This is a genomic window from Streptomyces saintjeani, assembly GCF_055409605.1.
In genome coordinates this window covers 2161409-2185264 of the sequence record NZ_CP189624.1, presented here as the reverse complement: position 1 = coordinate 2185264, position 23856 = coordinate 2161409, and the positions used below count along the sequence as shown (strand labels likewise).

The following is a 23856-nucleotide window of genomic DNA, read 5'->3' as shown; positions in this document are numbered from 1 at the left end:
CACAACCCCCACAGCAACCGGTCTCACAACTTCCCACCCCGCCCGCTGCCCCGCCGCGCCGGCGAGATCAGCGTCGACAGATACGGCAACGGCTCCCCGTCCAGCTCCGACGCGGCCCGCACGGTCTCGCCCTCAAGCCCCAGCGAAGCCCCCCACACGGCCCCCTCGATCCGCCCGGTCTCCCGGAGCGCCTCGACGACCTCCGCCGCCTGCCGCCCGAACTTGTACGCCACGACGGTCCCGGCCCCCGCCAGTGCCTCCTTCAGCACCGCCGCCCCCGCCGTCACCGGCACCAGCGTCAACGGCTCGGTCCCCTCCGTCAGCACGGCCCCCGACCGCGCCGCGAGGTCCTGCATCGCCGTGATCCCCGGCACGGTCTCGACGACCGTCCCCGGTACCAGCTCCGCGACGGTCTGCGCGAGATACGTGAACGTCGAATACACGTTCGGGTCCCCGATGGTCGCGAACGCAACAGCCGCATGTTCCCGCAACAACCCGGCGACCCGCTCCCCGGCGGCGTCCCAGGCGGCCTCACGCCGACCGCGGTCACTGCGCTCGTTCAACGCGAAGACGATCCGTACGACCTTGTCCTCCGGGACGTAGTGCAGCACCGTCGCCTCGGCGCGTCCCCGCTCGCCCCCGTCTTTTCCGTCAGGCGCAGCCATGACGGGTACGACGACGACATCCGCGTCCCGCAGCGCGTTGACCCCCTTGACGGTCACCAGCTCCGGATCCCCCGGCCCCACACCGACCCCGACCAGCTTGCTGCTCATGACGTCCGGCACCTCTCCACGAACCGACGGGCCACACCGGGCTCGCCGGCCCAATGCGTGTGCAAATAACTCGCGTGCACATTACGCGCCACGAACCCCTCCACTCGACCCCGAGCCCCCCGAAACCCCCAGGCAGGAGCGGCGCCGGCCCCCGGCTCGACAACGGTCCGATGAAACTCGTGCCCCCGCATCCGCGTCCCGACCCCGGCGAGCACGCTCTCGCTGACGGCGACGGCATCCCGATACCCGAGGGTCAGCCGCTCACTCATCCGGGCGGAGGCATCGACAACTCCGCACATGGGAACCCCGTCGAGCTCCCGGCACAGATAAAGCAGCCCGGCACACTCGGCGGCAACAGGAGCCCCACCCTCGGCCAACGAGGTAACGGCCTTGCGCAGAGCCTCGTTTCCGGACAACTCGGAGGCGTACACCTCGGGAAACCCGCCCCCGATGACAAGCCCGGCGGTCCCGTCGGGAAGCGCTTCGTCCCGCAACGGATCAAAGGTCACGACGTCGGCCCCGGCGGCGCTGAGCAGTTCGGCGTGTTCGGCATAGGAAAAACTGAAAGCGGCCCCACCGGCAATGGCCACAACAGGCCTTTCCAGCCTGTCCGGCGCTTGAGGACGAGGCCCTTTCAGGGCCGAAGCGGGGGGCTGGGGGCGGCAGCCCCCAGGGTTGGGATCGGGAAGGGGCGGCGGGGGCGAAAAACTCAGAGCCGCACCCGGACTCCACACATCGCCCCCCAACTCCCCAGCACCTCGGGCCACTTGCATCAACGCCTCCAGATCACACCCCGCCTCGACCTGCGAAGCCATCGCCGCCACCGCCTCAACAGCCTCCCCCCGCCGCTCAACCACCGGCACCAACCCCAAATGCCGCGCGGGCACATCCACTTGAGCAACCCGCCGCAACACCCCCAACACCGCCACCCCGACCTCCTCCAACGCCTCCCGCAACAACTCCTCATGCCGGTCGGACGCCACCTTGTTGAGGATCACACCCCCCACCCGGACCTCGGGATCCCAGGAAACGAACCCATGCACGAGCGCGGCGACGGACCGGGACTGCGACGACGCGTCGACGACCAGCACCACCGGCGCCCGCAACAACTTGGCGACCTGGGCCGTGGACGCCAACTCCCCTTCACCGGCGGCCCCGTCGTACATCCCCATGACACCCTCGACGATGGCGAGGTCGCACCCCTGAGCCCCGTGGAGGAACAGGGGAGCGACCAACTCCGGCCCACAGAGGTACGCGTCGAGATTCCGCCCCACCCGCCCAGCGGCCAGCGAGTGATACCCGGGATCGATGTAGTCCGGCCCCACCTTGTGCGGAGACACGACAACCCCCCGCGCGGCGAACGCGGCCATCAACCCCGTGGCAACAGTGGTCTTCCCGCTCCCGGAGGACGGTGCGGCGATGACCAGCCGAGGAACGGACCTCACCACTCGATACCCCGCTGCCCCTTCTGCCCCGCGTCCATCGGATGCTTGACCTTGGACATGTCGGTGACGAGATCGGCGATGCCGACCAGCTTCTCGGGAGCGTTGCGCCCGGTGATCACAACATGCTGGGTACCAGGCCGATTGCGCAGCACGTCGACGACCTCATCGGTGTCGACCCACCCCCAGTGCATCGGATACGCGAACTCGTCGAGCACGTACAGCTGGTACGTCTCGGCGGCGAGATCGCGCTTGACCTGCTCCCAACCCTCCCTGGCCTTCTCCTCGTTGTCCATCTGGTCGTCCCGCTGGACCCAGGACCACCCCTCACCCATCTTGTGCCAGTCGACGGACCCGCCCTCACCGGAAGCCCCGAGCACCCGAAGGGCGTTCTCCTCCCCGACCTTCCACTTCGCGGACTTGACGAACTGGAACACCCCGATGGGCCACCCCTGATTCCAGGCGCGCAGGGCAAGCCCGAACGCGGCGGTCGACTTCCCCTTACCGACTCCCGTGTGTACGACGACAAGTGGCCGATTACGACGCTGACGGGTCGTCAGTCCGTCGTCCGGCACCACACTCGGCTGCCCCTGAGGCATTACGCGGCCCTCCTCTGAACATCCTTGACCAGCCCGGCAATCGAATCGGCCCGCAGCTCGTCGAGCGTCACGGCCGTACCCCCCAGCTCACCCGCGAGCTGCCCCGCGAGCCCCAACCGCACAGGCCCCGACTCACAGTCGACGACGACGGAGGCGACCCCGTCGGCGGCGAACAACCGAGCGGCACGCCCGGCAAGAGCGACAGGCTCGGGCCCTCCGGTGGCCCGCCCATCGGTCACGACGACGACGAGCGCCCGCCGAGCCGGATCCCGCAACCGCTCGACGCGCAGCACGTCATGGGCTTTCAGCAGCCCGGCGGCAAGAGGCGTACGCCCCCCGGTCGGCAGCGACTCCAGCCGCGCGGCAGCGGCGTCGACGGACGAGGTGGGAGGCAGCGCGAGGTCCCCGGAGGTCCCCCGGAACGTCACCAGCCCCACCTTGTCGCGCCGCTGGTACGCGTCGAGCAGCAACGACACCACGGCCCCCTTCACGGCACTCATCCGCTGCCGGGCGGCCATGGACCCGGACGCGTCGACGACGAACAGGACGAGGTTCCCCTCCCGCCCCTCCCGCGACGCCTGCCGCAGATCGTCCCGCCGCACCACCAGCCCCGGCCCGGACCGCCCCCGAGCCCGCTGATGCGGCGCGGCGGCCTGCACGGTGGCCGCCAAGTGCAGCTTGGTGAGCGCCCCTTGAGGCCGCCGGGCCCCTGTCGTACGACCGTGCTCGGTACGCGCCCGAGACCGCCGCCCGGCAGCCCCCTCACCGATCCCCGGCACGCTCAACACCTTGGTACGGAACGGCTCGGAGGCCCGTACGGCGGACTGCTCCCCGCCCCCGACCGGCGCGCCGCCCTCACCGGCCTCGGGCTGGGCGGCACTGTCCCCACCCTGCGGCCCGTCCTCCGGCGAAGGCGACGGCTGCCCGCCACCCCCACCGGGCCCGTCCGGATCGGGGTCGTCCTCGGGAGACTCCCCCGAGAACTCCTCCAACGTCTCGTCGAGCTTGTCCTCGTCAAGTCCCGGCGCGTCAAAGGGATTTCGCCTACGACGATGAGGCAGCGCCAGCAACGCGGCCTGCCGCACATCCTCCGCCAGCACCTCGGTCCGCCCCGCCCACGCGGCCAGCGCGGTAGCGGTACGCGCCATCACGATGTCGGCCCGCATCCCGTCGACCTCGAACGCCGCACAGGTCGCCGCGATCTGCCGCAACGCCCCGTCCCCGAGCCGCACGGACGGCAACAACTCCCGCGCGGCGACGATCCGTTGCCGTACGGCAGTCTCCTCACCGGCCCAACGCGCCGAGAACTCGGTGGGGTTGTCGTCGTAGGCGAGCCGCCGCCGCACGACCTCGACGCGCTGATCGGGCTCCCGGGAGGCGGCGACCTCGACGGTCAGCCCGAACCGGTCGAGCAACTGCGGCCTGAGTTCGCCTTCCTCGGGATTCATGGTCCCGACGAGCAGGAACCGAGCGGCGTGCCGCACGGACACGCCCTCACGCTCGACGTACGACGCCCCCATCGCGGCGGCGTCGAGCAACAGGTCGACGAGGTGGTCGTGCAAGAGGTTGACCTCGTCGACGTACAGAATCCCGCGATGCGCGTCGGCGAGCAGCCCCGGCTCGAACGCCTTCACACCCTCGGCGAGCGCCCGCTCGATGTCGAGCGCCCCGACGAGCCGGTCCTCGGACGCCCCGACGGGCAACTCGACCATACGGGCGGCCCGTTGGGTCCCGCCCCCGGCCTCGTGCGGCCCATCCGGGCAGGCGGGATCAGGGGCGGAAGGATCACAGGAGAACCGGCACCCCGCGACCACCGACACTTCCGGCAGCAACGCCGAAAGCGCCCGCACGGCGGTGCTCTTCGCGGTGCCCTTCTCGCCACGCACCAAGACGCCGCCGACAGCGGGAGACACGGCGTTCAACAGCAACGCGAGCCGCAGATCGTCCTGCCCCACAACTGCCGTGAACGGAAACGGAGTACTCACTGGTCGCCCTCCAAGTCGCCTTCAAGCTCCAGGTACGTGGCACGCAGCCGCTCCAGCGTGTCCGCGTCGGGCTCCGCCCACAGCCCACGGTCGGCGGCCTCAAGCAGCCGCTCCGTGATCCCGCGCAGCGCCCACGGGTTGGACTTCTTCATGAAGTCCCGGTTCTCCGGGTCGAAGACGTACTCCGCGCTGAGCTTCTCGTACATCCAGTCGTCCACGACACCGGCCGTGGCGTCGTACCCGAACAGGTAGTCCACGGTCGCGGCCATCTCGAACGCGCCCTTGTACCCGTGCCGCCGCATCGCCGCCATCCAGCGGGGGTTGACCACCCGCGCGCGGAACACGCGGTGGGTCTCCTCGCCGAGCGTGCGGGTTTTCACCTGGTCCGGCGTCGCCGAATCCCCCACGTACGCCTCGGGGTTGGCGCCGGTGAGGTGCCGCACCATGGCGACCATGCCGCCGTGGTACTGGAAATAGTCGTCGGCGTCGACGAGGTCATGTTCCCTCGTGTCCACATTCTTCGCGGCGACCGCGATCCGCTTGAACGCCGTCTCCATGTCCCCCCGAGCCGCCTGCCCGTCCAGCCCCCGCCCGTACGCGTAACCACCCCACACCGCGTACACCTCGGCGAGATCCGCGTCCGACCGCCAGTTCCGCGCGTCGATCAGCGGCAGCAACCCGGCCCCGTACGCACCTGGCTTGGAGCCGAAGATCCGGGCGGTGGCCCGGCGTCGGTCGCCGTGCTCGGCCGTGTCCTCGTCGGCGTGCGCCTTGACGAAGTTCCCCGAGGCGGGCTCGTCCAGGTCGGCGACCGCGCGTACGGCGTCGTCGAGCAACCCCACGACGTGCGGGAACGCGTCCCGGAAGAAGCCGGAGATGCGGACGGTGACGTCGATGCGGGGGCGCCCCAGTTCGTCCAGGGGGACGACCTCGAACCCGGTGACGCGGCGGGACGCGTCGTCCCACACCGGACGGCAGCCCAGCAGCGCGAGGATCTCGGAGATGTCGTCGCCCTGGGTACGCATCGCGGAGGTGCCCCAGACGGTGAGCCCCACGGACTTCGGGTACTCCCCGGTGTCCGCCAGATACCGCTGCACGAGCGAGTCCGCGAGCGCCTGCCCGACCTCCCAACTCAACCGCGAGGGAATGGCCTTGGGGTCGACGGAGTAGAAGTTGCGGCCGGTCGGCAGGACGTTGACGAGACCGCGCGTCGGCGACCCGGAGGGCCCGGCGGGGACGTAACCCCCGTCCAGCGCACGCAAGATGTGGCCGATCTCGTCCGTCGTACGGGCCAGCCGGGGCACGACCTCATCGCACGCGAACTCCAACACGGCGACGGCGTCCGGCAGTTCGGTCCCGAGTACCTCACGCACCAGAGCGGGCACGGCCTCCACCGCCCAGCCCCGCTCCTCCATCCCGAGCGCGACCCGCCGGCAGAGCTGCTCCAGCAGGTCGATCGCGTCGGCGGCGGTCCGCGCGGGACCCTCCACCAGCTCGCTCAACTCCACCGGCACCTTCAGCGCGGCCCCCGGCTCGGCGAGCAACTCCTTCTCGACCAGCCCGAAATGGGCGGCGAAGGAGGCCCGCAGACCCGGCAGCGCGTTCGCCTGGCCGCCCCACACCTGGGAGGCGCGCAGCACGGCCAGCACGAGGTTCACGCGAGCCTCGTCGACCGGTCCGCCGCCGAGGATGTGCAGCCCGTCGCGGATCTGCACGTCCTTGATCTCACAGAGGTAGCCGTCGATGTGCATGACGAACTCGTCGAAGGCGTCGTCCCCCGGCTGCTCGTCGACATGCAGGTCGTGATGCAGCTCGGCGGCCTTCACCAGCGTCCAGATCTGCGCCCGCACCGCAGGCGCCTTCACCGGGTCGAGATCGCTCACGAGGGCGTACTCGTCGAGGAGCTGCTCCAGCTTCGCGAGGTCCCCGTACGTGTCCGCGCGGGCCATCGGCGGCACCAGGTGGTCGACGACGGTCGCGTGCCCGCGCCGCTTCGCCTGCGTCCCCTCGCCGGGGTCGTTGACGATGAACGGGTAGATCAGCGGCAGTTCACCGAGCACGGCGTCCGGAGCGCAACCGCCGCTCAGGCCAAGGCCCTTGCCCGGCAGCCACTCCATCGTGCCGTGCTTGCCCATGTGGATGATCGCGTCGGCGCCGAAGGAGTTGTCCAGCCAGCGGTACGCGGCCATGTAGTGGTGCGACGGCGGCATGTCCGGGTCGTGGTAGATCGCGATCGGGTTCTCCCCGAAGCCGCGCGGCGGCTGGATCATCACGACGACGTTCCCGAACTGGAGGGAGGCCAGGACGATGTCGTCCCCGTCGACGTACAGCGACCCCGGCGGCTCGCCCCACGCCTCGGTCATCGCGTCCCGCAACTCCGGGTCCAGCTTCCCGAACCACGCCTGGTAGTCCGCGAGCGGCACCCGCGCGGGCGCGGACGCCAACTGCTCCTCGGTCAGCCACTCCACGTCATGGCCACCGGCCTCGATGAGCCGGTGGATCAACTCGTCGCCCTCGGACGGGTATCCACTGACCCCGTACCCGGCGTCCCGCAGCGCGTCCAGCACCCGCACCGCCGAAGCGGGCGTGTCCAGACCGACCGCGTTGCCGACCCGGGAGTGCTTCGTCGGGTACGCCGTGAAGACCAGCGCGACCTTCTTCTCCGCGTTCGGCTTGTGCTTCAACTGCGCGTGCCGTACGGCGATTCCGGCGACCCGCCCGGCCCGCTCGGGGTCGGCGACGTACACCGGGACGTCGTCCGGGCCCTGCTCCTTGAAGGAGAACGGGACGGTGATGATCCGCCCGTCGAACTCGGGGATCGCGACCTGCATCGCCGCGTCCATGGGGGAGAGCGCGGCGTCCGACTCGTCCCACGCCGCGCGCGACGAGGTGAGGCAGAGCCCTTGCAGCACAGGGATGTTGAGGTCGGCGAGCGCGCCGATGTCCCACGCCTCCTCGTCACCGCCGGCCGAGGCGTCCGAGGCGTGTGTGCCGCCGGCCGCGAGGACGGTCGCCACCAACGCGTCGGCCCCGCCCAGGAGTTCGTACAGCCCGGCGTCCGCGCCGCGCAGCGAACCGCAGTACACGGGAAGCGCGTTGGCGCCGCGCGCCTCGATCGCGTCGCACAGGGTGTCGACGAAGGAGGTGTTGCCGCTCAACTCGTGGGCCCGGTAGAAGAGAACGCCGACGGTGGGACGGTCCTCGCGGATCTCAAAAGACCCGTGAACCCCGAACTCCGGCATCTTCTGGGGCTCTTCGAACCCCTCACCGGTCAACAGCACGGTGTCGGAGAGGAATCGGGCGAGTTCGACGAGGTTCGCCGACCCGCCCTCGACGAGGTAGCGCAGCGCCTCCGCCACGACCCCGGCCGGCACCGACGACTCGGCCATCAGCTCCGCGTCCGGCACGGTCTCGCCGCCCAGCAACACGGTGGGAATCCCCGCCGACTTGAGCGCCGCGAGCCCGTCCTCCCAGGCCCGCTTGCCGCCCAGGAGCCGGACGACAGCGATGTCGGCGCCCTCGATCAGCGCCGGGAGTTCCCCGGTGACGTCCACCCGGGTCGGGTTGCCGATCCGGTACGGGGCGCCGGAGGCGCGCGCCGCCAACAGGTCCGTGTCGGCGGTCGACAACAGCAAAACTGTGCTCATGCGGGCGCTCCCGGGGGGATGAAGGGCAGTCCTTGCGGCGCTCCCGACTCGATGAGTCGCAGAAGCGCGTCTGTGTCCGCGTGCTGTTCGATCAAGTCGCCGAGCAGATCGAGCTGTCGCTCGCGCAGCGCGGCGAAGCAGGTGTCCTCGGCGGGCACGAAACGGCGGCCCGCGGCAGCCGCCACCTCGCGCAGAAAGGCCCGTCGGAAGCCGTCCGACTCCAGGGAGCCGTGCCAGTGCGTACCCCAGACGGCGCCGACCCGGCAGCCGTCCAAGAAGGGGTCGCCGCCTACGACTTCGGCGATCCCGTGATGAATCTCGTACCCCTCGACCCGCTCCCCGAGGGCCTCGCCCACCGGCCGGGTCAAGGTCTTCTCCCGGGCGAACCGCACCCGCACGGGCAGCAGTCCGAGCCCGTCGACGACCCCGGCGCGCGACTCGACGTCGTCCTCGATCCGCTCGCCGAGCAGCTGAAAACCGCCGCAGATCCCCAGAGTCGGCCTCCCGGCGGCGGCCCTGCGCGCCAGCTCGACGGCCAGCCCCCGCTGTCGCAGCCACTCAAGTGCCTTCACCGTCCCCCGAGTTCCGGGTACGACGACCAGGTCCGCGTCCGCGAGTTCCTCCGGCCGGTCCACGAACCGCACCACCACGCCGGGCTCGGCGGCCAGCGCGTCCACGTCCGTGAAGTTCGACATCAACGGCACGGCGCAGACGGCGACCCGGAGGATCTCGTCACCGACCGGCGGCGCGAGCGAGGACTCCCGTACGGCGCCCCGCAGGGACACCGCCATGCCGTCCTCCTCGTCGATCCCGAGGCCCGGCCTGAACGGCAGCACCCCGTACGTCGACCGTCCGGTCAGCCCGCGCAGCATCTCCAGCCCCGGTTCCAGCAGCGACACATCGCCGCGGAACTTGTTCACCAGGAACCCGGCGACCAGTGCCTGGTCCTCCGGCGAGAGCAGGGCGACCGTCCCGAAGAACGAGGCGAAGACGCCGCCCCGGTCGATGTCCCCGACCACCAGCACAGGGAGCCCCGCGCCCCGGGCGATGCCCATGTTGACGATGTCGGTGCGCCGCAGGTTGATCTCGGCGGGCGATCCGGCGCCCTCGCAGATCACCACGTCGTGCGTGGACCGGAGTTCGGCGAGGCAGTCGAGCACCGTCCCGAGAAGCTGCTCCTGCCGGCCCCCGTGATACCGGCGCGCGTCCATCTCGCCGACGGGCTTCCCCATCAGCACGACCTGACTGCTCCGCTCCCCGCCGGGCTTCAGCAGCACGGGGTTCATCAGCGCGGTCGGCTCGATCCGGCACGCCTGCGCCTGCATGGCCTGCGCCCGCCCGATCTCGGCACCCTCGCGGGTCACGAACGAGTTGAGGGACATGTTCTGCGCCTTGAAGGGCGCGACCTTCACGCCCTGCCGTACGAGCCACCGGCAGATCCCGGCGGTGACGACACTCTTCCCGGCGTCGGAGGTGGTCCCGGCGACCAGTAGCCCGCCGCTCATACGCTGGCCCCCTTTTTCAGCAACCGTTTACACAACATCCGTCCAGCGACCGTCGCCCCCAGCGCCAGCCAACTCACCCGCCGGGACAGCCGTACCGCCCGCTCGATGTCCCCGACGACGACCCCGCGTCCACCCCCGTTGAGCACGGGCCGGTGTTCAACACGACCCGCATAGGACAAGGTCCCCCCCATCCGCACCCCCAACGCCCCCGCGAACGACGCCTCCACCGGCCCCGCGTTGGGGCTCGGATGCGTCACCGCGTCCGCCCGCCAGGCCCGCACAGCCCCCCGCGCATCGTCCCCGGCGACACACGCGAGCACGGCCGTCAGCCGGGCCCCCGGCCACCCGGCGACGTCGTCGAGCCGGGCCGAGGCCCACCCGTACCGCAGGTGCCGGGGCGACCGGTGCCCCACCATCGCGTCGAGCGTGTTGACGGCCCGGAACCCGAGCAGCCCCGGCACCCCGCCCACGGCCCCCCACACCAGCGCGCCCACCACCGCGTCGGACGTGTTCTCAGCAACCGATTCCACAACGGCCCGCGCGATCCCGTCGGCGTCCAGCGCCTGCGGATCGCGCCCGCACAGGTGCGGCAGCCGCGCCCGCGCCGCGTCGACGTCCCCGGCCGCCAGCGACCGCCCGATGTGCCGGGCCTCGCGGGCGAGGGAGGTACCGCCGACGACCGCCCAGGTGGCGACGCCGGTCAGGGCGAGGGAAGCGGCGGGGGAGCGGCGTACGGCAGCCTGCGAGGCCGCGCCGAGAGCCACCGCGCCCCCCGCGCAGACAGCCGTGTGCAGCGCCCCCCACCCCCGGTGGTCGCGCCACAACGCCCGCTCCACAGACACCGCGGCGCGCCCGAACGCGGCGACCGGATGCCCCCGGCGGGGATCGCCGAACAGCAGGTCACCGAGGAGTCCGGCGGCGGCGCCGTACGCGTAGATGCGATCGGCACCCATCGGCTCAGCCGGCCGTGGGAACGGTCGGCGGTCGGAGTCGGTTCCTCAATCGGCGGCCGAGCATGGCGGTATGTCCTCACTCAGGGTGTCCACGCCCTGGTTCGACGAGACCGGCGGTGGGAGTTCCTGGCTCCCGGGGATGACTACCCCGGTCACAGTGGCGGGACCGCGCCGGATTCGCACCGGACTTCCTCCTGAGCCGCCGTACATGGCCCTGGCAGTCCACCACGGGCCTCAAACACCCGTCAACTCACCGTTGACCTGCGAGAGCGGAGTGTGCAGAACCCCACACGGCCCCACCCGTGACCCGGCCCACACCCACGCACGAAACCCCGCACAGCCGAAGCCGCACGGGGTTGTGCAAACGGTTGCTGCCGGTTTTCCGGAGAGCTCAGGCGACGATCAGGCTGATGCCGTACGCCACAGCCCCCAGGCACGCCGCGAAACACGCGTACGCCCCCGTCACCGCGAGCGCCGCCGAACCCCCGTCGGCCTGGGCGCGTTCGTGGCGGGAGAGGCCCATCACGCCCAGCGTGAAGAGGGTCACGATCCCGACGGTGACCACGAGGCTGACACCGAAGACGGAGCCGAGTGCGGACCAGTCGATCTTCATGGTTGCGGTGTCCTTCGGGGTCAGACGGTCGCGGCCGGGGGAGCGGCCGGGTCGGTGGTGGCGGTCGCCGGAGCGGGGATGACGACCTTGATGTCGGCGGCCTCGACGGCACCGGCGACCGGAGTCGCGACGGCTTCGTCCGTGTCGTTCACGTTGTTGTGGTCCACGACCTCACGCCGCGAGACCTTCCAGATCGCGGCGCTCGACGCGACGAGGAACACCGCGACGGCGGCCGTACCCCAGTCGCCCAGGTCCGTGACCGACTCCGCGAGCGCCCCGACCAGTGCGGCGGCCGGCAGCGTCAGCCCCCACGCGACGAACATCCGCGTGGCCGTCGACCACCGCACGACCCCGCCCTTGCGGCCGAGCCCCGCGCCCATCACGGACCCGGAGACCGCGTGCGTGGTGGAGAGGGAGAAGCCGAGGTGCGACGACGCGAGGATGACCGTCGCGGCGGACGTCTGCGCCGCGAACCCCTGGCGCGGCTGGAGGTCGGTGAGGCCCTTGCCCATCGTGCGGATGATGCGCCAGCCGCCCAGGTACGTGCCGAGCGCGATCGCGAGGCCGGCGGAGAGGATGACCCAGGTGGGCGGGTCCGAGTCGGGCGCGAGCGAGCCGCCCGCGACGAGCGCCAGCGTGATGATGCCCATCGTCTTCTGCGCGTCGTTCGTGCCGTGCGCCAGCGAGACGAGCCCGGCCGAGGCGATCTGCCCGAACCGGTAACCCTTTTCGGCCGCGTTTCCGTCGGCCTTCTTCGCCAGGGTGTACGACAGCCGCGTCGCCAGCATCGCGGCGACCCCGGCGACGATCGGCGCGGCGACTGCGGGAATCAGCACCTTCGTGACCAGCACGTCGCCGTGCACCGCGCCGGTCCCGGCGGAGGCCAGCGTCGCGCCGATCAGGCCGCCCATCAGGGCGTGCGAGGAGCTGGAGGGGAGGCCGACCAGCCAGGTCAGCAGGTTCCAGAGGATCGCGCCGACCAGCGCCGCGAAGATCACCTCGGGTCGTATACCGCTTTCGTCGACAAGTCCCTTGGAGATCGTGTTCGCGACCTCCACGGAGAGGAACGCCCCCACAAGGTTCAGTGCGGCGGACATGGCCACCGCCACCTTGGGCCGCAGTGCGCCGGTCGAGATGGTGGTGGCCATCGCGTTGGCTGTGTCGTGGAAACCGTTCGTGAAATCGAACGCGAGAGCGGTTACCACCACTATCGCGAGGATCAGCGAGAAGTTTTCCATTTACCCAGACAATCGTTCGTAGTAATCGGCAGGTTGAACGTAGGTAACCTGGATGAACGGAAGATGAACTGGACAGGGCTTCGCGGTGTCACTGTGGGCATGACTCCGACACCTGGCAGGATCACCCGTATGGCTGAGCAGAGGCGCCCGCGTCCCGAAGAGGCCGCGGCATGGGAGTCCTTGATCGCGACGGCACGCCGCACGGTCACCGACGGACTCGTGGTGGGTACATCGGGAAACGTCTCGGTACGGCTCGCAGACGTGGTCCTGATCACACCGACAGGCGTTCCGTACGACCGGCTGGGGCCCCAGGACGTGACAGGCGTCGGCCTCGACGGCACCCAGGTCCTCGGCACGCTCCGGCCGACCAGCGAACTCCCCATGCACCTCGCGGTCTACCGCGCGACCGACGCCGGAGCCGTCGTCCACACCCACGCCGTCCACGCGACGGCCGTCTCCACCCTCGTCCCCGAACTCCCGGCGGTCCACTACATGACGGGGGCCCTGGGCGGCCCGGTCCGCGTGGCCCCCTACGCGACGTACGGCACCGAGCAGCTCGCCGACAACATCCTCACGGCCCTCCGAGGCCGCACGGCCTGCCTCCTCCAGAACCACGGCACCCTCGCGTACGCCCCCACCCTCGACCGCGCCTTCACCGACACGGCCCAGCTCGAATGGATGTGCCACCTCTGGCTGACGGCGGCCTCGGTCCCGGGCCACACCCCGAGCCTGCTGACCCCGGACCAGGTGCGGGAGGCGGGGGACAAGCTGAAGGGGTACGGGCAGGGGACGGTCTGAGGGGACGCGCCGTCGGCGGGGTACCGGCCGGGCACACGCCCCCAACGGCCGTACGAAAGCCACGCCGCACCCTGCGCCGCCCCCGCCGAGCCCACCCGTCCGGCTCCGCCGAGCCCCCGGCCCGGCCCCGCACCACTGGCCTCCCCCGCGAACCACCCGGACACTGGACCCGTGCGCCCAGTCAAAGCGACGGCCGTCGCCGTCTCCGCAGTAGTGGCCGCCGGCGCGGCGAGCGTCGCCGCCGGCCGGATGGCGAGCGACCCGGCGCTGAAGGCGCCGCCGGGCCGGCCCCTGCCGACGGAACCCAAGCTCACGGTGCATGCCACCGCCGCCGGCCGGATCACGCTCACCCGCGACCTCGCCGCCCTCAGACCCGGCACGTACGGCATCACCGGCGCGGACGTCCACGCGGTGATCGGCCCGGTCCTGCCGAACGCCCCGCGCGACGCCGACACGGTCGTCCGCCGCCTGGAACGCGTCTCGTACGGCACGCTCGGCCCCGGCACGGCCGTACGCCTCACCCCGAGCCTGCACGTCGGCGACCCGGCGACGGCCCTCGGCCTGACCCACACGGACGTCGGTGTCCCCGGCGAACTCGGCACGCTGCCCGCCTGGTTCGTGCCCGGCGCGCGCCGCACCTGGGTGATCGCCGTGCACGGCCTCGGCGCGGGCCGCGAACACGCCCTGAACGTCCTGGGGTTCCTGCACCGCCGCCGCTTCCCGACCCTGGTGCCCGCCTACCGGGGCGACGAGGGCGCGCCGCGTCCGCCGGACGGCCTCAACCACCTCGGTACGACGGAGTGGCGGGACGTCGACGCGGCGATCCGGTACGCCCTCGCGCACGGCGCCGACCGCGTGATCCTGCTCGGCTGGTCGACCGGCGCGGCGATGGCCCTGCGCGCGGCCACCCGCTCCGGCCTCGCCGACCGCGTCTGCGGCCTGGTCCTCGACTCCCCGCTCCTCGACTGGCAGACGGCCCTGCGCTCGCTGGCCGCCGCCCGCCGCACCCCGGGCGCCCTGCTCCCGCTGGCGGTCCGCGCGGCGCTGGGCCGCCTCGGCAACGGGGCGGAGCCCCCGGACGACGACGGCACGCTCCCCGGCGTCCCCACACTGATCGTCCACGGCCCCGGCGACACGGTCGCCCCCTGGGACCTCTCCCGCCGCCTCGCCGCGCGGGCGCCCGCGCTCACGACCCTCCACGAGGTCCGCGACGCCCCGCACGGCGCGATGTGGAACGCGGACCCGGCGGCGTACGAGGAGACCCTGCGGAGGTTCTTGACGCCGCTGATGTGAGCGGCCGACATGAACGGCGCCGGCCGAACACCGGGCCCCGCCGGTGTGAGTCCCGGCACATCCACCCGCCCCGGTAGCGGGCGTTCCGCTTGGTCCCGTCCCCGTCCCGAGCACCCTCTCCGTCCCCTCTCCGCACCCCGTGCGTTGGCCAGTCCCGTAGCCCCCCGTGACATTCCGTTTGGGTTTTCGGACCGTCAACCGGAAGACTGCACCCGTGACGTCCCGTATCCCGCGCGACTCCAGGCTTCGACTCGTCCGCCCGCGACCCCTGGCCGCCGCCCCCTCAGCTGTGAACCAGCGGCGCCCGCGCCGCGCCGCGCCCCGCCCCCCGGAAGGCACACCGGCCCCGGCGGAACTGGCCAGAATGGCTCGCTCGGGCCTGGCCGCCGCCGCCCGCGTGGCCCGCTGGGCGGACAACGCCCTCGGCCCCGGCAAGGACGCCGCGACCATCGACGGCAGGGCGACCCTCTCCGAGGCGACCGCGCGGCGCGCGGCGAGCGACCTCGGCCTGAGCGTCGACCAGGTCCGCTCCGACTGGGACACCGCGAGGCTCGCCGGCCTCATCGAGGTGCACGGCGCGAGCGCGCGCCCCGGCTGGCGGCTGCGCGCCTGGAACCGCGACGACAGCGCGGTGCTCCGCGGCTGGGTGGCCCTCTTCGACGCCTGGTCCCTCGCGGTCCCCGAACCGGCCGACGAGGAGCCCGCCACGGTCGCCGAGGTCGTCTCGGCGATGCCGCAGGTCCTCTCCTTCCTCCAACTCTCCGCCGGGCCTGTCCCCGTCGAACAGCTCCTCGACCTCCTCGCCCAACGCGTCACCGAACTCCGCACGGAACGCTGCGAGATCCCGTACGCCGCGGGGGCGGACGGGGACGAGGGCTTCGCCGAGGCGCCGACGGAGACCGGCACGGAACCCGCCGCGCCCACGGGAGTTGCCGGGCTCACCAAACAGCCACTCCCCACCGCCCCCGACCCCGTCGAACTCGCCCCCCTCCTCGACTGGGCCCTCCACGCGCTGGCCATCGTCGGTGCGCTCACCGGCGGTGGCGGGCAGGCGACCCTCACCCCCCTGGGCAGCTGGGCGACCTGGGTCAAGCTGGAGCAGATCTGCGTGGCCGCGCAGAGCCCCGCCGGGAACATCGAGCAGGCCGCCGAGGACATGCTCCGAGGCTGCGCCCAACTGCGCCCGAACGCGGCCCGCTCCGAGTACCGCGCCTGGCTCGCGGCCCGCACGGTCGGCAGCGCGGTCACGGAACTCCTGGTCGCGGCGCGCGGCGAGGACGCCCTCCTGCGGGGCCTGGCCTTCGAGGCGCTGCGCGTCGTCGGCGCCCCGGCCGAGCCGGACGTCCGCGCGGTCGTCGACGAACCCGCCCTGCGCCCGTACGCCCTGCTGTGGCTCGCGGAGCACGACGGCGTCGACCCGGAGGACGCGCACGAGGTCCTCACGCGCGAGGAGGCGACCTGGCTCTGGGTGGACACGGCCGCCGCCGTCGCCGACCACGGCGAGGCCCCGATGCTGGTCCGCCACCTCGAATCGGCGCTCCAGCCGACCGTCCCCGCGCTCCTGAACGAGGTCCGCGCGGTCGGCCACCCCCGCACCGTCCAGGTCCTCGTGGCCCTCGCCGCCGCCCACCCGGACCCGGCCCTCGCGAAGGCCGTCCGCAGAGCGGCCTTCCAGGTCCACACCGGAGGCAGCTGACCGCCCCGCAGGGGGCGCCCCACCGCCCCCGGCATCCCCCACAGCCTCCTCATCTCACCCCCTGACCTCCGGCGCGTACGTCCCGAACGACCACACGTTCCCCTCCAGGTCCCGCGCCATGTAGTCCCGCGCCCCGTAGTCCTGGTCCGTCGGCGGCATCAGGATCTCCGCGCCCTGCTCCACCGCCCGCCGGTGATGCGCGTCCACGTCGTCCACCACGACGTACGTCCCCGTCGGCCCGGCCCCCTTCATCACCGTGTCGAAGACTCCGCCCCGCCCCTTGGAGCCGAGCATCACGACCCCGTTCCCGTACACCAGTTCGGCGTGGAGGATCACCCCGCCCTCGCCCTCGTACACCGTCAGTTCCGTGAAGCCGAACGCCTCCGTGAGCTGCCGGATCGCCGCCTTCGCGTCGCCGTACAGCACCGTCGGGCAGATGCTCGGACGCCCGCTCGCCGCTCCCGCCATGCCGACCACTCCCTGACCGATCCCTGGGGATTCCTGCCGGAAAATCACCTGTCGCCCAGTCTGGCACCCGCCACTGACAACGGCGTCGGAAAGCCCGCGACAGCCGGACGGACCGGCTCACCGGAAGGTGTCGCACCGCTCCATGTCACCGCTGCGGAACCCGGTGTCGAACCACTGCTGCCGCTGCGCCGCCGACCCGTGCGTCCACGACTCCGGCGTGACCCGCCCCTGGAACCGCTCCTGGATCCGGTCGTCCCCGACGGAGGCCGCCGCGTCGAGGCCGTCGCGGATGTCCGCGTCGGTGAGGTTCGTCAGCAGGGGCCGCCCGGTCGCCGGGTCCTTCGTGGTGGTGGCGTGCCGCGCCCAGACACCGCCGTAGCAGTCGGCCTGGAGTTCCACCCTCACCGCGTTGCTGTTCGCGCCGGTACGGCCGTCCTGCGCGCGCCCGAGGGTGCCGAGGAGGTCCTGGACGTGGTGGCCGTACTCGTGCGCGACGACGTACGCCTGCGCGAAGGACCCGCCGCTCGCCCCGAACTTCGTGCGCAGTTCGTCGAAGAAGCCGAGGTCGAGGTAGACCTTGCGGTCGCCGGGGCAGTAGAACGGCCCGACGGCGGCGCTCGCGGCCCCGCACGCCGTGTTGACGCGCCCGCTGAACAGGACCGTCGGCGACGGCGTGTACGTCCCGCCGCGTTGCCGGAACTCCTCGCTCCAGTAGTCCTGCACGCTGTTGACGACGGCCACGATCCGGCAGTCGTCCTTCGTGTTCGCGTCCCGCCCGGTCCGGCAGGACTGCTGCACCTGGGCCAGGGAGGAGGCGGACGCGGTCGGCCCGTCGCTCCCCGAGGAGAGCCCGAGCTGGTCGGGGCCGACGCCGAGGAACAGTGCCAGCAGGAGCGCGATCACCCCGGCGATCCCGCCGCCCACGGTGGCCCGCCCGCCCGGGATCCGGCTCCCGCGCACGTCCTGTACCTCGGAGGTGTCCAGCGGTGCGTCGTCGTCGAACTGCATGCGCCCAGCGTGCCGTGCGATCGGCGTCCCCGCCCCCGCAGCTCACCCGGACGGCCCAGCGCCCGTGGCCGCAAAACTCCTTGCGGGCCCCCGTTAGACTGGCCCCATGGCCATTCTCCTCGCGCATTAGACGACGGGATCGTCCGCACACCCTCGTCCAGTCACCCGAACACGCCTTGGAGTCTGTCCGTGATCTCCGCCTCCGGTATCGAACTGCGCGCAGGCGCGCGCATCCTCATCGAGAGCGCCACCTTCCGCGTCGCCAAGGGCGACCGCATCGGCCTCGTCGGCCGCAACGGCGCCGGCAAGACGACCCTGACGAAGGTCCTGGCCGGCGAGGGCCAGCCCGCCGCGGGCCAGGTCGCCCGCTCCGGCGAGGTCGGCTACCTCCCGCAGGACCCCCGCACCGGCGACCTCGACGTCCTCGCCCGCGACCGCATCCTCTCCGCGCGCGGGCTCGACGTACTGATCCGCAAGATGCGCGACAACGAACAGCGCATCGCGAACGGCAGCGGCGCCACCCGCGAGAAGGCGCTGCGGCAGTACGAGCGCCAGGAGACCGAGTTCCTCACCAAGGGCGGGTACGCCGCCGAGGCGGAGGCCGCGACGATCGCCGCCGCGCTGAACCTCCCCGACCGTGTCCTCGGCCAGCCCCTGCACACGCTCTCCGGCGGTCAGCGCCGCCGCGTGGAGCTGGCCCGCATCCTGTTCTCCGACGCGGACACGCTCCTGCTCGACGAGCCGACGAACCACCTCGACGCCGACTCGATCATCTGGCTGCGGGACTACCTGAAGACCTACCGGGGCGGCTTCATCGTCATCTCCCACGACGTGGACCTCGTCGAGACGGTCGTCAACAAGGTGTTCTACCTGGACGCCAACCGCGCCCAGATCGACGTCTACAACATGGGCTGGAAGCTCTACCAGCAGCAGCGCGAGGCCGACGAGAAGCGCCGCAAGCGCGAGCGGCAGAACGCCGAGAAGAAGGCCGCCGCCCTGCACTCGCAGGCCGACAAGATGCGCGCCAAGGCCACCAAGACGGTCGCCGCGCAGAACATGGCCAAGCGCGCCGACCGGCTGCTCGCGGGCCTGGAGGCGGTCCGCGTCTCCGACAAGGTCGCCAAGCTCCGCTTCCCGGAACCGGCGCCCTGCGGCAAGACCCCGCTGATGGCGGAGGGCCTGTCGAAGTCGTACGGCTCCCTGGAGATCTTCACGGACGTCGACCTCGCCATCGACAAGGGCTCCCGCGTCGTCATCCTCGGCCTCAACGGCGCGGGCAAGACGACCCTGCTGCGTCTCCTCGGCGGCGTCGAGAAGCCCGACACGGGCGAGGTGCGGCCCGGTCACGGCCTCAAGCTCGGCTACTACGCGCAGGAGCACGAGACGCTCGACCCGGAGCGCACGGTCCTGGAGAACATGCGCTCCTCCGCGCCCGACCTCGACCTCGTGGAGGTCCGCAAGACGCTCGGCTCGTTCCTGTTCTCCGGGGACGACGTCGACAAGCCCGCGGGCGTCCTGTCCGGCGGCGAGAAGACCCGGCTCGCGCTCGCGACCCTCGTCGTCTCCTCGGCGAACGTCCTGCTGCTCGACGAGCCCACCAACAACCTCGACCCGGCCTCCCGCGAGGAGATCCTCGGCGCGCTGCGCACCTACAAGGGCGCCGTCGTCCTCGTCACCCACGACGAGGGCGCGGTGGAGGCGCTCCAGCCCGAGCGGATCATCCTGCTGCCCGACGGCGTCGAGGACCTGTGGGGCGCGGACTACGCGGATCTGGTCGCCCTGGCTTGATCGAATGGATGATCCACTGAGTATGGATCATTCGGCCTACCGGTGATCCATCATCTGTGTGAGATCTCCTCGTATCGAGGTGTGTCCGTTCCGCTTTTCCCGGCCGGCCCCTTTGTCGACAACCGTCGACGGGGGGTCGGCCTTCGTGTCTCTCTGACCTGCGTGTTCACGCAAAGTGGCGTTCGACCGGGCGGACACGGCCGTTCGGAATGTCGTCTTCCGTTTGTGGAGACGTGCTCCTGTCGTCAAAACCCTCACCCACGGACCTTGCCGAATGGGTGGCCAGGATCGCCGGGAGGGGTGATCATGAGGGGACCAGAGCGCACTTCCCATGAGGAGGCACGGGTGGCCGAGACTCTGAAGAAGGGCAGCCGGGTGACCGGCGCCGCGCGCGACAAGCTCGCGGCAGACCTGAAGAAAAAGTACGACTCCGGTGCGAGTATCCGAGCGCTGGCCGAAGAGACCGGCCGCTCGTATGGCTTCGTCCACCGGATGCTCAGCGAGTCGGGCGTCACGCTCCGTGGGCGTGGCGGCGCGACGAGGGGCAAGAAGGCCGCCACGTCCTGACGTCGGGCGGCCCATCGTTCCTCGATGGTGGCCACCCGGTCGGCGCACAGATCGACCGGGTGGTTACTGTGCAGTCACTTAGCTGTACTCAGGTGACCGCACCCATCGGAGGCGCCCCATGGCTTCGCTCGCACCGGCACTGGACAAGGACGGCGTACGGCTCACCGTCGATGACGCGCTCGCGACGGTGACGCTGACCAACCCGGCCAAGCGCAATGCGCAGAGCCCCGCGATGTGGCGGGCGCTGGCCGAGGCCGGTCGGTCACTGCCGGGCTCCGTCCGTGTCGTCGTGCTGCGCGGTGAGGGCAGGTCCTTCTCCGCCGGGCTCGACCGGCAGATGTTCACGCCCGAGGGCATCGAGGGCGAACCGTCCTTCGTGGACCTCGCACGCCGTGGCGACGCCGAACTCGACGCCGCCATCGCCGGGTTCCAGGAGGGCTTCACCTGGTGGCGGCGCAGCGACGTCGTGTCCGTCGCCGCTGTCCAGGGCCATGCCATCGGCGCGGGCTTCCAGCTCGCGCTCGCCTGTGACCTGCGCGTCGTCGCCGACGACGTGCAGTTCGCGATGCGCGAGACCAGCCTGGGCCTGGTCCCGGACCTCACGGGCACGCACCCGCTGGTCTCCCTGGTGGGCTACGGCCGCGCGGCGGAGATCTGCCTGACGGGCCGCTACGTCCACGCCGAGGAGGCCGTCCGCATCGGCCTGGCCAACACGGCCGTCCCCGCCGCTGACCTGGACACGGCCGTCAAGGACCTCACGACCGCCCTCCTCGCGGCCCCCCGGGACGCCGTCGTGGAGACGAAGGCGCTCCTCCAGGGCGCGGCGGGCCGCTCGTACGACGACCAGCGAGCGGCCGAGCGTGCCGCCCAGTCCCGTCGCCTCAGGGACCTGGCGGGGCTGGGGGAGTAACGGGCGGGGCCGTGCGACGAACCGGTGCCGGAAGCGGGGCAGCGGCGGTAGATCGTGCCGGTGCGCCATGCCCGCGCGCGTCACACCCTGCCCGGCGCCGGAGCCGGTGAGGCTGCCGGAGGCGCGCCCGCCCCCCCGCGTCACCTCCGCCCGCTCACCCCACGGCGACCACCAGCACCGCCGCCGTCGGGCTCCCCGGCAGCCGCTGCGCCGCCGTGCGGGCCTCCCGCGCCACGTCCAGCGTCCGCAGGTCCGCGCGTACGGCGATCTCCACGCGCGCGTGCGGGCGCGGGAGCGCGTTCGCCCCGGCCCGGTCCTCCAGGCGCACGGTGCCGCCCAGCAGCCCCGGCACCCCGGCCAGCTCGTCCGGCCTGGGCCCCCGCCACGGCCGGAGCGGCTCCGGCTCGTCCGGCGGGTCCTCCGGGAGGACCAGGCCCGTCACCCGCAGGTCGATCTCCGTGACGACGAGGCCGAGGCGCTCCGCCGACGCCGCCGCGAGGGCGGCCCGCAGCCGGGCGGCCGAGTTCGGCAACGGCTCCGTCGGCCGGGCGGAGAACTCCGCGGTCATCTTCAGGGGGCCCGGCGGGAGGGCCGTCGGGGGCGGCGGTACGGCCGGGTCGTGCGCGTTCTCGGGGTCGGCGAGCGCCAGCCGCAGGGGGCCAAGACGCGCGCCCTCCACGTTGCCCGCCACCGCCCGCGCGAGGACCGTCTCCGCGACGCTCTCCGCGATCCAGCAGCCGTCGCGCGGGCCGCCGAGGGGAAGGAACCTGCCGAGTCCGAGCTGCTGCCGGACCGTCTGACGCCAGTGCTGCTCCGCAGTCATTCCACCAGCCTGCCGCATCCCCGGGGCGCTATGGGGCAACCGCGCTTACGGTTGGTTTGGTCGAAGGACACCGGCCGGAAGGGACGTACGGATCATGACCGACACCACACAGAACTCCGCCGCCGAGACCGATCAGACGGTGCGCAAGGCGGTGAAACGCGGGGGTGGCGACCCCGGGACCAGGGGACGGACGACGATCGCCGACGGCGTCGTGGAGAAGATCGCGGGGCTCGCCGCGCGGGACGTCGTCGGCGTGCACGCCATGGGCAGCGGACTCAGCCGCACCTTCGGCGCCGTGCGCGACCGCGTCCCCGGCAGCTCCAAGTCCGTCTCGCGCGGCGTGAAGGCCGAGGTCGGCGAGGTGCAGACCGCGCTGGACCTGGAGATCGTCGTCGACTACGGCGTCTCCATCGCCGACGTCGCACGGGCCGTCCGCGAGAACGTGATCGCCGCCGTCGAGCGGATGACCGGCCTTGAGGTCGTCGAGGTCAACATCGCCGTCAGCGACGTCAAGCTGCCCGACGAAGAGGACGACGAGCCGGAACCCCGGATCCAGTGACCGCGTGGCCAGCGACGCGAAGGGACGACACATGAGCAGGGCCGTGATCGGCATGATCGCCGGCATGGCGCTGGGCTTCGCCGGGTACTTCGGCGGGTTCGGCGCCTTCCTCCTGGTGGCCGCCCTCGGCGCCATCGGGTTCGTCGTCGGCCGGTTCCTCGAAGGGGACCTGGAGATCGGCGACTTCCTGCGCTCGCGCGACGACCGGCGCCGATGACGTCCACCGTCGCGGCGGGGGAGCGCGGGGCGACGCGGATCGCCGACCGGGTGGTCGCGAAGATCGCCTCCCAGGCGGCCCGCGAGGCCCTCGGCCCCCTGCCGCCCGACGCGGCGCCCCCGCACGCCATGGTGGTCGTCTCGCACGGCCGCGCGCGCGTGCGTGTGGCCCTCGAACTCGACTACCCCACCGATATCGGAGCGCGCTGCCGCGCGGTGCGTCGAAACGTGGTCGAGCGGGTACGCGCGTTGGTGGGAATGGACGTGCCGGACGTCACCGTCACGATCGAACGGCTCCACCCGACGGTGGTCCCCGGCGAGGCACAGGGGAGGACGCGATGAGCGAACCCCAGGGCGGCGAAGGCACGACCCAGCGGCTGCCGGTGATCATGGACAAGGAACCGGAACCCGAGGCGGCGCCCCCACCGGCAGGCGTACGCCGCTTCTGGTCCCCCCGCCGGGCACCGGCCGCCCTCACGGCCGTCCTCGTCCTCGCCGTGGCCGGTCTCTTCCTGTACGACGTCGCCGCCGTCCGCGCCGGTCACCCGGCCATGCGCTGGCGCCGCGAACTCGCCCACCAGCTCGCCGCGCGCCCCCTGGACGACACCTGGGTCCGCACCGGCGCGGGCGTCGCCGTCGCCCTCGGGCTGCTGGCCCTGCTGCTCGCGGTGACCCCGGGCCACCGCGACGTCCTGCCGATGCGGCCGACCCACCCCGACGTACGCGCGGGCCTGCACCGCGACGCCGCCGCGCTCGTCCTGCGGGACCGGGCGATGGAGGTGTCCGGCGTCCAGTCCGTCCACGTACGGATGGGACGGCGCCGTATCGACGTCCGTACGGTGTCCCACTTCCGCGATCTCGACGAGGTCCGCGCGGATCTGGAGGGCACGCTCGCGGCGGCGCTGGACGGCCTCGGGCTGGCCCGCCCTCCGGCGCTGTCGATCCATGTCCGCCGGCCCGCGAAGAAGGGGTGAC

22 protein-coding genes and 1 riboswitch are annotated in these 23856 nt (G+C 72.1%); of the genes, 10 read left to right on the top strand and 12 right to left on the bottom strand.

The genetic code is table 11. The features are described from left to right. Positions 1-23: 23 nt before the first annotated feature. The 9 genes from cobI to ACQCO7_RS09685 all read right to left on the bottom strand — a co-directional run bounded on the left by cobI (position 24) and on the right by ACQCO7_RS09685 (position 12755). A complete protein-coding gene (cobI, locus tag ACQCO7_RS09725; RefSeq protein ID WP_464071430.1) occupies positions 24-773 on the bottom strand; it encodes a precorrin-2 C(20)-methyltransferase in 750 nt (249 codons plus the stop codon). Beyond that, positions 770-2221 carry a cobyrinate a,c-diamide synthase gene (locus ACQCO7_RS09720; RefSeq protein WP_464071429.1) on the bottom strand — a complete coding sequence of 484 codons (1452 nt, stop codon included), beginning with the start codon at positions 2219-2221 and terminating at the stop codon, positions 770-772. Before ACQCO7_RS09720 ends, cobI begins: the two co-directional genes overlap by 4 nt. Then, positions 2215-2814, bottom strand: a complete 600-nt coding sequence (cobO, locus tag ACQCO7_RS09715) for a cob(I)yrinic acid a,c-diamide adenosyltransferase (RefSeq protein ID WP_464071428.1) — start codon at positions 2812-2814, stop codon at positions 2215-2217. The genes ACQCO7_RS09720 and cobO overlap by 7 nt, the downstream gene beginning before the upstream one ends. Continuing rightward, entirely contained in the window at positions 2814-4799 is a 1986-nt protein-coding gene (locus ACQCO7_RS09710) for a putative cobaltochelatase (protein WP_464071427.1), read from the bottom strand. The genes cobO and ACQCO7_RS09710 overlap by 1 nt, the downstream gene beginning before the upstream one ends. Further along, the gene (gene cobN / locus ACQCO7_RS09705) at positions 4796-8446 is read right to left on the bottom strand and encodes a cobaltochelatase subunit CobN (protein WP_464071426.1); all 3651 of its coding nucleotides are present in this window, start codon (positions 8444-8446) and stop codon (positions 4796-4798) included. The genes ACQCO7_RS09710 and cobN overlap by 4 nt, the downstream gene beginning before the upstream one ends. Continuing rightward, on the bottom strand, positions 8443-9951 hold the full coding sequence (locus tag ACQCO7_RS09700) for a cobyric acid synthase (protein ID WP_464071425.1): 1509 nt from the start codon (positions 9949-9951) through the stop codon (positions 8443-8445). Before ACQCO7_RS09700 ends, cobN begins: the two co-directional genes overlap by 4 nt. Further along, entirely contained in the window at positions 9948-10904 is a 957-nt protein-coding gene (locus ACQCO7_RS09695; protein ID WP_464071424.1) for a cobalamin biosynthesis protein, read from the bottom strand. The genes ACQCO7_RS09700 and ACQCO7_RS09695 overlap by 4 nt, the downstream gene beginning before the upstream one ends. 101 nt (positions 10905-11005) lie before the next feature. Further along, positions 11006-11146: riboswitch (cobalamin riboswitch) on the bottom strand. Positions 11147-11295: 149 nt separating this feature from the next. Next, the gene (locus tag ACQCO7_RS09690) at positions 11296-11517 is read right to left on the bottom strand and encodes a hypothetical protein (RefSeq protein ID WP_059044788.1); all 222 of its coding nucleotides are present in this window, start codon (positions 11515-11517) and stop codon (positions 11296-11298) included. A 20-nt stretch (positions 11518-11537) separates the two neighbouring features. Further along, complete coding sequence (locus ACQCO7_RS09685) at positions 11538-12755, bottom strand: anion permease (protein WP_464071423.1); 1218 nt, start codon at positions 12753-12755, stop codon at positions 11538-11540. 129 nt (positions 12756-12884) lie between these two features. Here ACQCO7_RS09685 and ACQCO7_RS09680 point away from each other — a divergent pair, with 129 nt between their 5' ends. From ACQCO7_RS09680 to ACQCO7_RS09670, 3 genes are all read left to right on the top strand, one after another. Further along, entirely contained in the window at positions 12885-13553 is a 669-nt protein-coding gene (locus ACQCO7_RS09680) for a class II aldolase/adducin family protein (RefSeq protein WP_464071422.1), read from the top strand. 171 nt (positions 13554-13724) lie between these two features. Beyond that, positions 13725-14846, top strand: a complete 1122-nt coding sequence (locus ACQCO7_RS09675; RefSeq protein ID WP_464071421.1) for an alpha/beta hydrolase — start codon at positions 13725-13727, stop codon at positions 14844-14846. Between the two features lie 214 nt (positions 14847-15060). Further along, on the top strand, positions 15061-16542 hold the full coding sequence (locus ACQCO7_RS09670; RefSeq protein WP_464071420.1) for a hypothetical protein: 1482 nt from the start codon (positions 15061-15063) through the stop codon (positions 16540-16542). Between the two features lie 54 nt (positions 16543-16596). Here ACQCO7_RS09670 and ACQCO7_RS09665 read toward each other — a convergent pair whose 3' ends face one another. Beyond that, entirely contained in the window at positions 16597-17010 is a 414-nt protein-coding gene (locus tag ACQCO7_RS09665) for a VOC family protein (RefSeq protein WP_040837098.1), read from the bottom strand. A 117-nt stretch (positions 17011-17127) separates the two neighbouring features. Beyond that, positions 17128-18018, bottom strand: coding sequence for a KPN_02809 family neutral zinc metallopeptidase (ypfJ, locus tag ACQCO7_RS09660; protein ID WP_464071419.1), 891 nt, complete (start codon positions 18016-18018; stop codon positions 17128-17130). Between the two features lie 189 nt (positions 18019-18207). Here ypfJ and ACQCO7_RS09655 point away from each other — a divergent pair, with 189 nt between their 5' ends. From ACQCO7_RS09655 to ACQCO7_RS09645, 3 genes are all read left to right on the top strand, one after another. Continuing rightward, positions 18208-19806 (top strand): ABC-F family ATP-binding cassette domain-containing protein, encoded by a 1599-nt coding sequence (locus tag ACQCO7_RS09655; protein ID WP_464071418.1) that lies wholly within the window; start codon positions 18208-18210, stop codon positions 19804-19806. Positions 19807-20151: 345 nt separating this feature from the next. Further along, a complete protein-coding gene (locus ACQCO7_RS09650; protein WP_010355597.1) occupies positions 20152-20373 on the top strand; it encodes a helix-turn-helix domain-containing protein in 222 nt (73 codons plus the stop codon). A 118-nt stretch (positions 20374-20491) separates the two neighbouring features. Continuing rightward, on the top strand, positions 20492-21283 hold the full coding sequence (locus ACQCO7_RS09645; RefSeq protein ID WP_464071417.1) for an enoyl-CoA hydratase/isomerase family protein: 792 nt from the start codon (positions 20492-20494) through the stop codon (positions 21281-21283). A 154-nt stretch (positions 21284-21437) separates the two neighbouring features. Here ACQCO7_RS09645 and ACQCO7_RS09640 read toward each other — a convergent pair whose 3' ends face one another. Continuing rightward, complete coding sequence (locus ACQCO7_RS09640) at positions 21438-22106, bottom strand: nucleopolyhedrovirus P10 family protein (RefSeq protein ID WP_464071416.1); 669 nt, start codon at positions 22104-22106, stop codon at positions 21438-21440. Positions 22107-22200: 94 nt separating this feature from the next. Between ACQCO7_RS09640 and ACQCO7_RS09635 the strand changes: the two genes are divergently transcribed. The 4 genes from ACQCO7_RS09635 to ACQCO7_RS09620 are packed head-to-tail and all read left to right on the top strand — an operon-like array spanning position 22201 to position 23855. Then, entirely contained in the window at positions 22201-22665 is a 465-nt protein-coding gene (locus tag ACQCO7_RS09635) for an Asp23/Gls24 family envelope stress response protein (RefSeq protein ID WP_464071415.1), read from the top strand. 31 nt (positions 22666-22696) lie between these two features. Next, positions 22697-22882, top strand: coding sequence for a hypothetical protein (locus tag ACQCO7_RS09630; RefSeq protein ID WP_029184122.1), 186 nt, complete (start codon positions 22697-22699; stop codon positions 22880-22882). Beyond that, the gene (locus tag ACQCO7_RS09625) at positions 22879-23223 is read left to right on the top strand and encodes a hypothetical protein (protein WP_464071414.1); all 345 of its coding nucleotides are present in this window, start codon (positions 22879-22881) and stop codon (positions 23221-23223) included. Before ACQCO7_RS09630 ends, ACQCO7_RS09625 begins: the two co-directional genes overlap by 4 nt. After that, positions 23220-23855 (top strand): DUF6286 domain-containing protein, encoded by a 636-nt coding sequence (locus tag ACQCO7_RS09620; RefSeq protein ID WP_464071413.1) that lies wholly within the window; start codon positions 23220-23222, stop codon positions 23853-23855. The genes ACQCO7_RS09625 and ACQCO7_RS09620 overlap by 4 nt, the downstream gene beginning before the upstream one ends. The last annotated feature ends 1 nt before the right edge of the window (position 23856 follow it).

Excerpts from the sequence above, each read along its gene's own strand:
- ACQCO7_RS09630 (WP_029184122.1), top strand. The coding sequence starts at position 22,697 with ATGAGCAGGGCCGTGATCGGCATGATCGCCGGCATGGCGCTGGGCTTC.
- cobI (WP_464071430.1), bottom strand. The coding sequence starts at position 773 with ATGAGCAGCAAGCTGGTCGGGGTCGGTGTGGGGCCGGGGGATCCGGAG.
- ACQCO7_RS09635 (WP_464071415.1), top strand. The coding sequence starts at position 22,201 with ATGACCGACACCACACAGAACTCCGCCGCCGAGACCGATCAGACGGTG.
- ACQCO7_RS09665 (WP_040837098.1), bottom strand. The coding sequence starts at position 17,010 with ATGGCGGGAGCGGCGAGCGGGCGTCCGAGCATCTGCCCGACGGTGCTG.
- ACQCO7_RS09685 (WP_464071423.1), bottom strand. The coding sequence starts at position 12,755 with ATGGAAAACTTCTCGCTGATCCTCGCGATAGTGGTGGTAACCGCTCTC.
- ACQCO7_RS09700 (WP_464071425.1), bottom strand. The coding sequence starts at position 9,951 with ATGAGCGGCGGGCTACTGGTCGCCGGGACCACCTCCGACGCCGGGAAG.
- ACQCO7_RS09620 (WP_464071413.1), top strand. The coding sequence starts at position 23,220 with ATGAGCGAACCCCAGGGCGGCGAAGGCACGACCCAGCGGCTGCCGGTG.
- ACQCO7_RS09695 (WP_464071424.1), bottom strand. The coding sequence starts at position 10,904 with ATGGGTGCCGATCGCATCTACGCGTACGGCGCCGCCGCCGGACTCCTC.
- cobN (WP_464071426.1), bottom strand. The coding sequence starts at position 8,446 with ATGAGCACAGTTTTGCTGTTGTCGACCGCCGACACGGACCTGTTGGCG.
- ACQCO7_RS09645 (WP_464071417.1), top strand. The coding sequence starts at position 20,492 with ATGGCTTCGCTCGCACCGGCACTGGACAAGGACGGCGTACGGCTCACC.
- ACQCO7_RS09680 (WP_464071422.1), top strand. The coding sequence starts at position 12,885 with ATGGCTGAGCAGAGGCGCCCGCGTCCCGAAGAGGCCGCGGCATGGGAG.
- ACQCO7_RS09625 (WP_464071414.1), top strand. The coding sequence starts at position 22,879 with ATGACGTCCACCGTCGCGGCGGGGGAGCGCGGGGCGACGCGGATCGCC.
- ypfJ (WP_464071419.1), bottom strand. The coding sequence starts at position 18,018 with ATGCAGTTCGACGACGACGCACCGCTGGACACCTCCGAGGTACAGGAC.
- cobO (WP_464071428.1), bottom strand. The coding sequence starts at position 2,814 with ATGCCTCAGGGGCAGCCGAGTGTGGTGCCGGACGACGGACTGACGACC.
- ACQCO7_RS09640 (WP_464071416.1), bottom strand. The coding sequence starts at position 22,106 with ATGACTGCGGAGCAGCACTGGCGTCAGACGGTCCGGCAGCAGCTCGGA.
- ACQCO7_RS09690 (WP_059044788.1), bottom strand. The coding sequence starts at position 11,517 with ATGAAGATCGACTGGTCCGCACTCGGCTCCGTCTTCGGTGTCAGCCTC.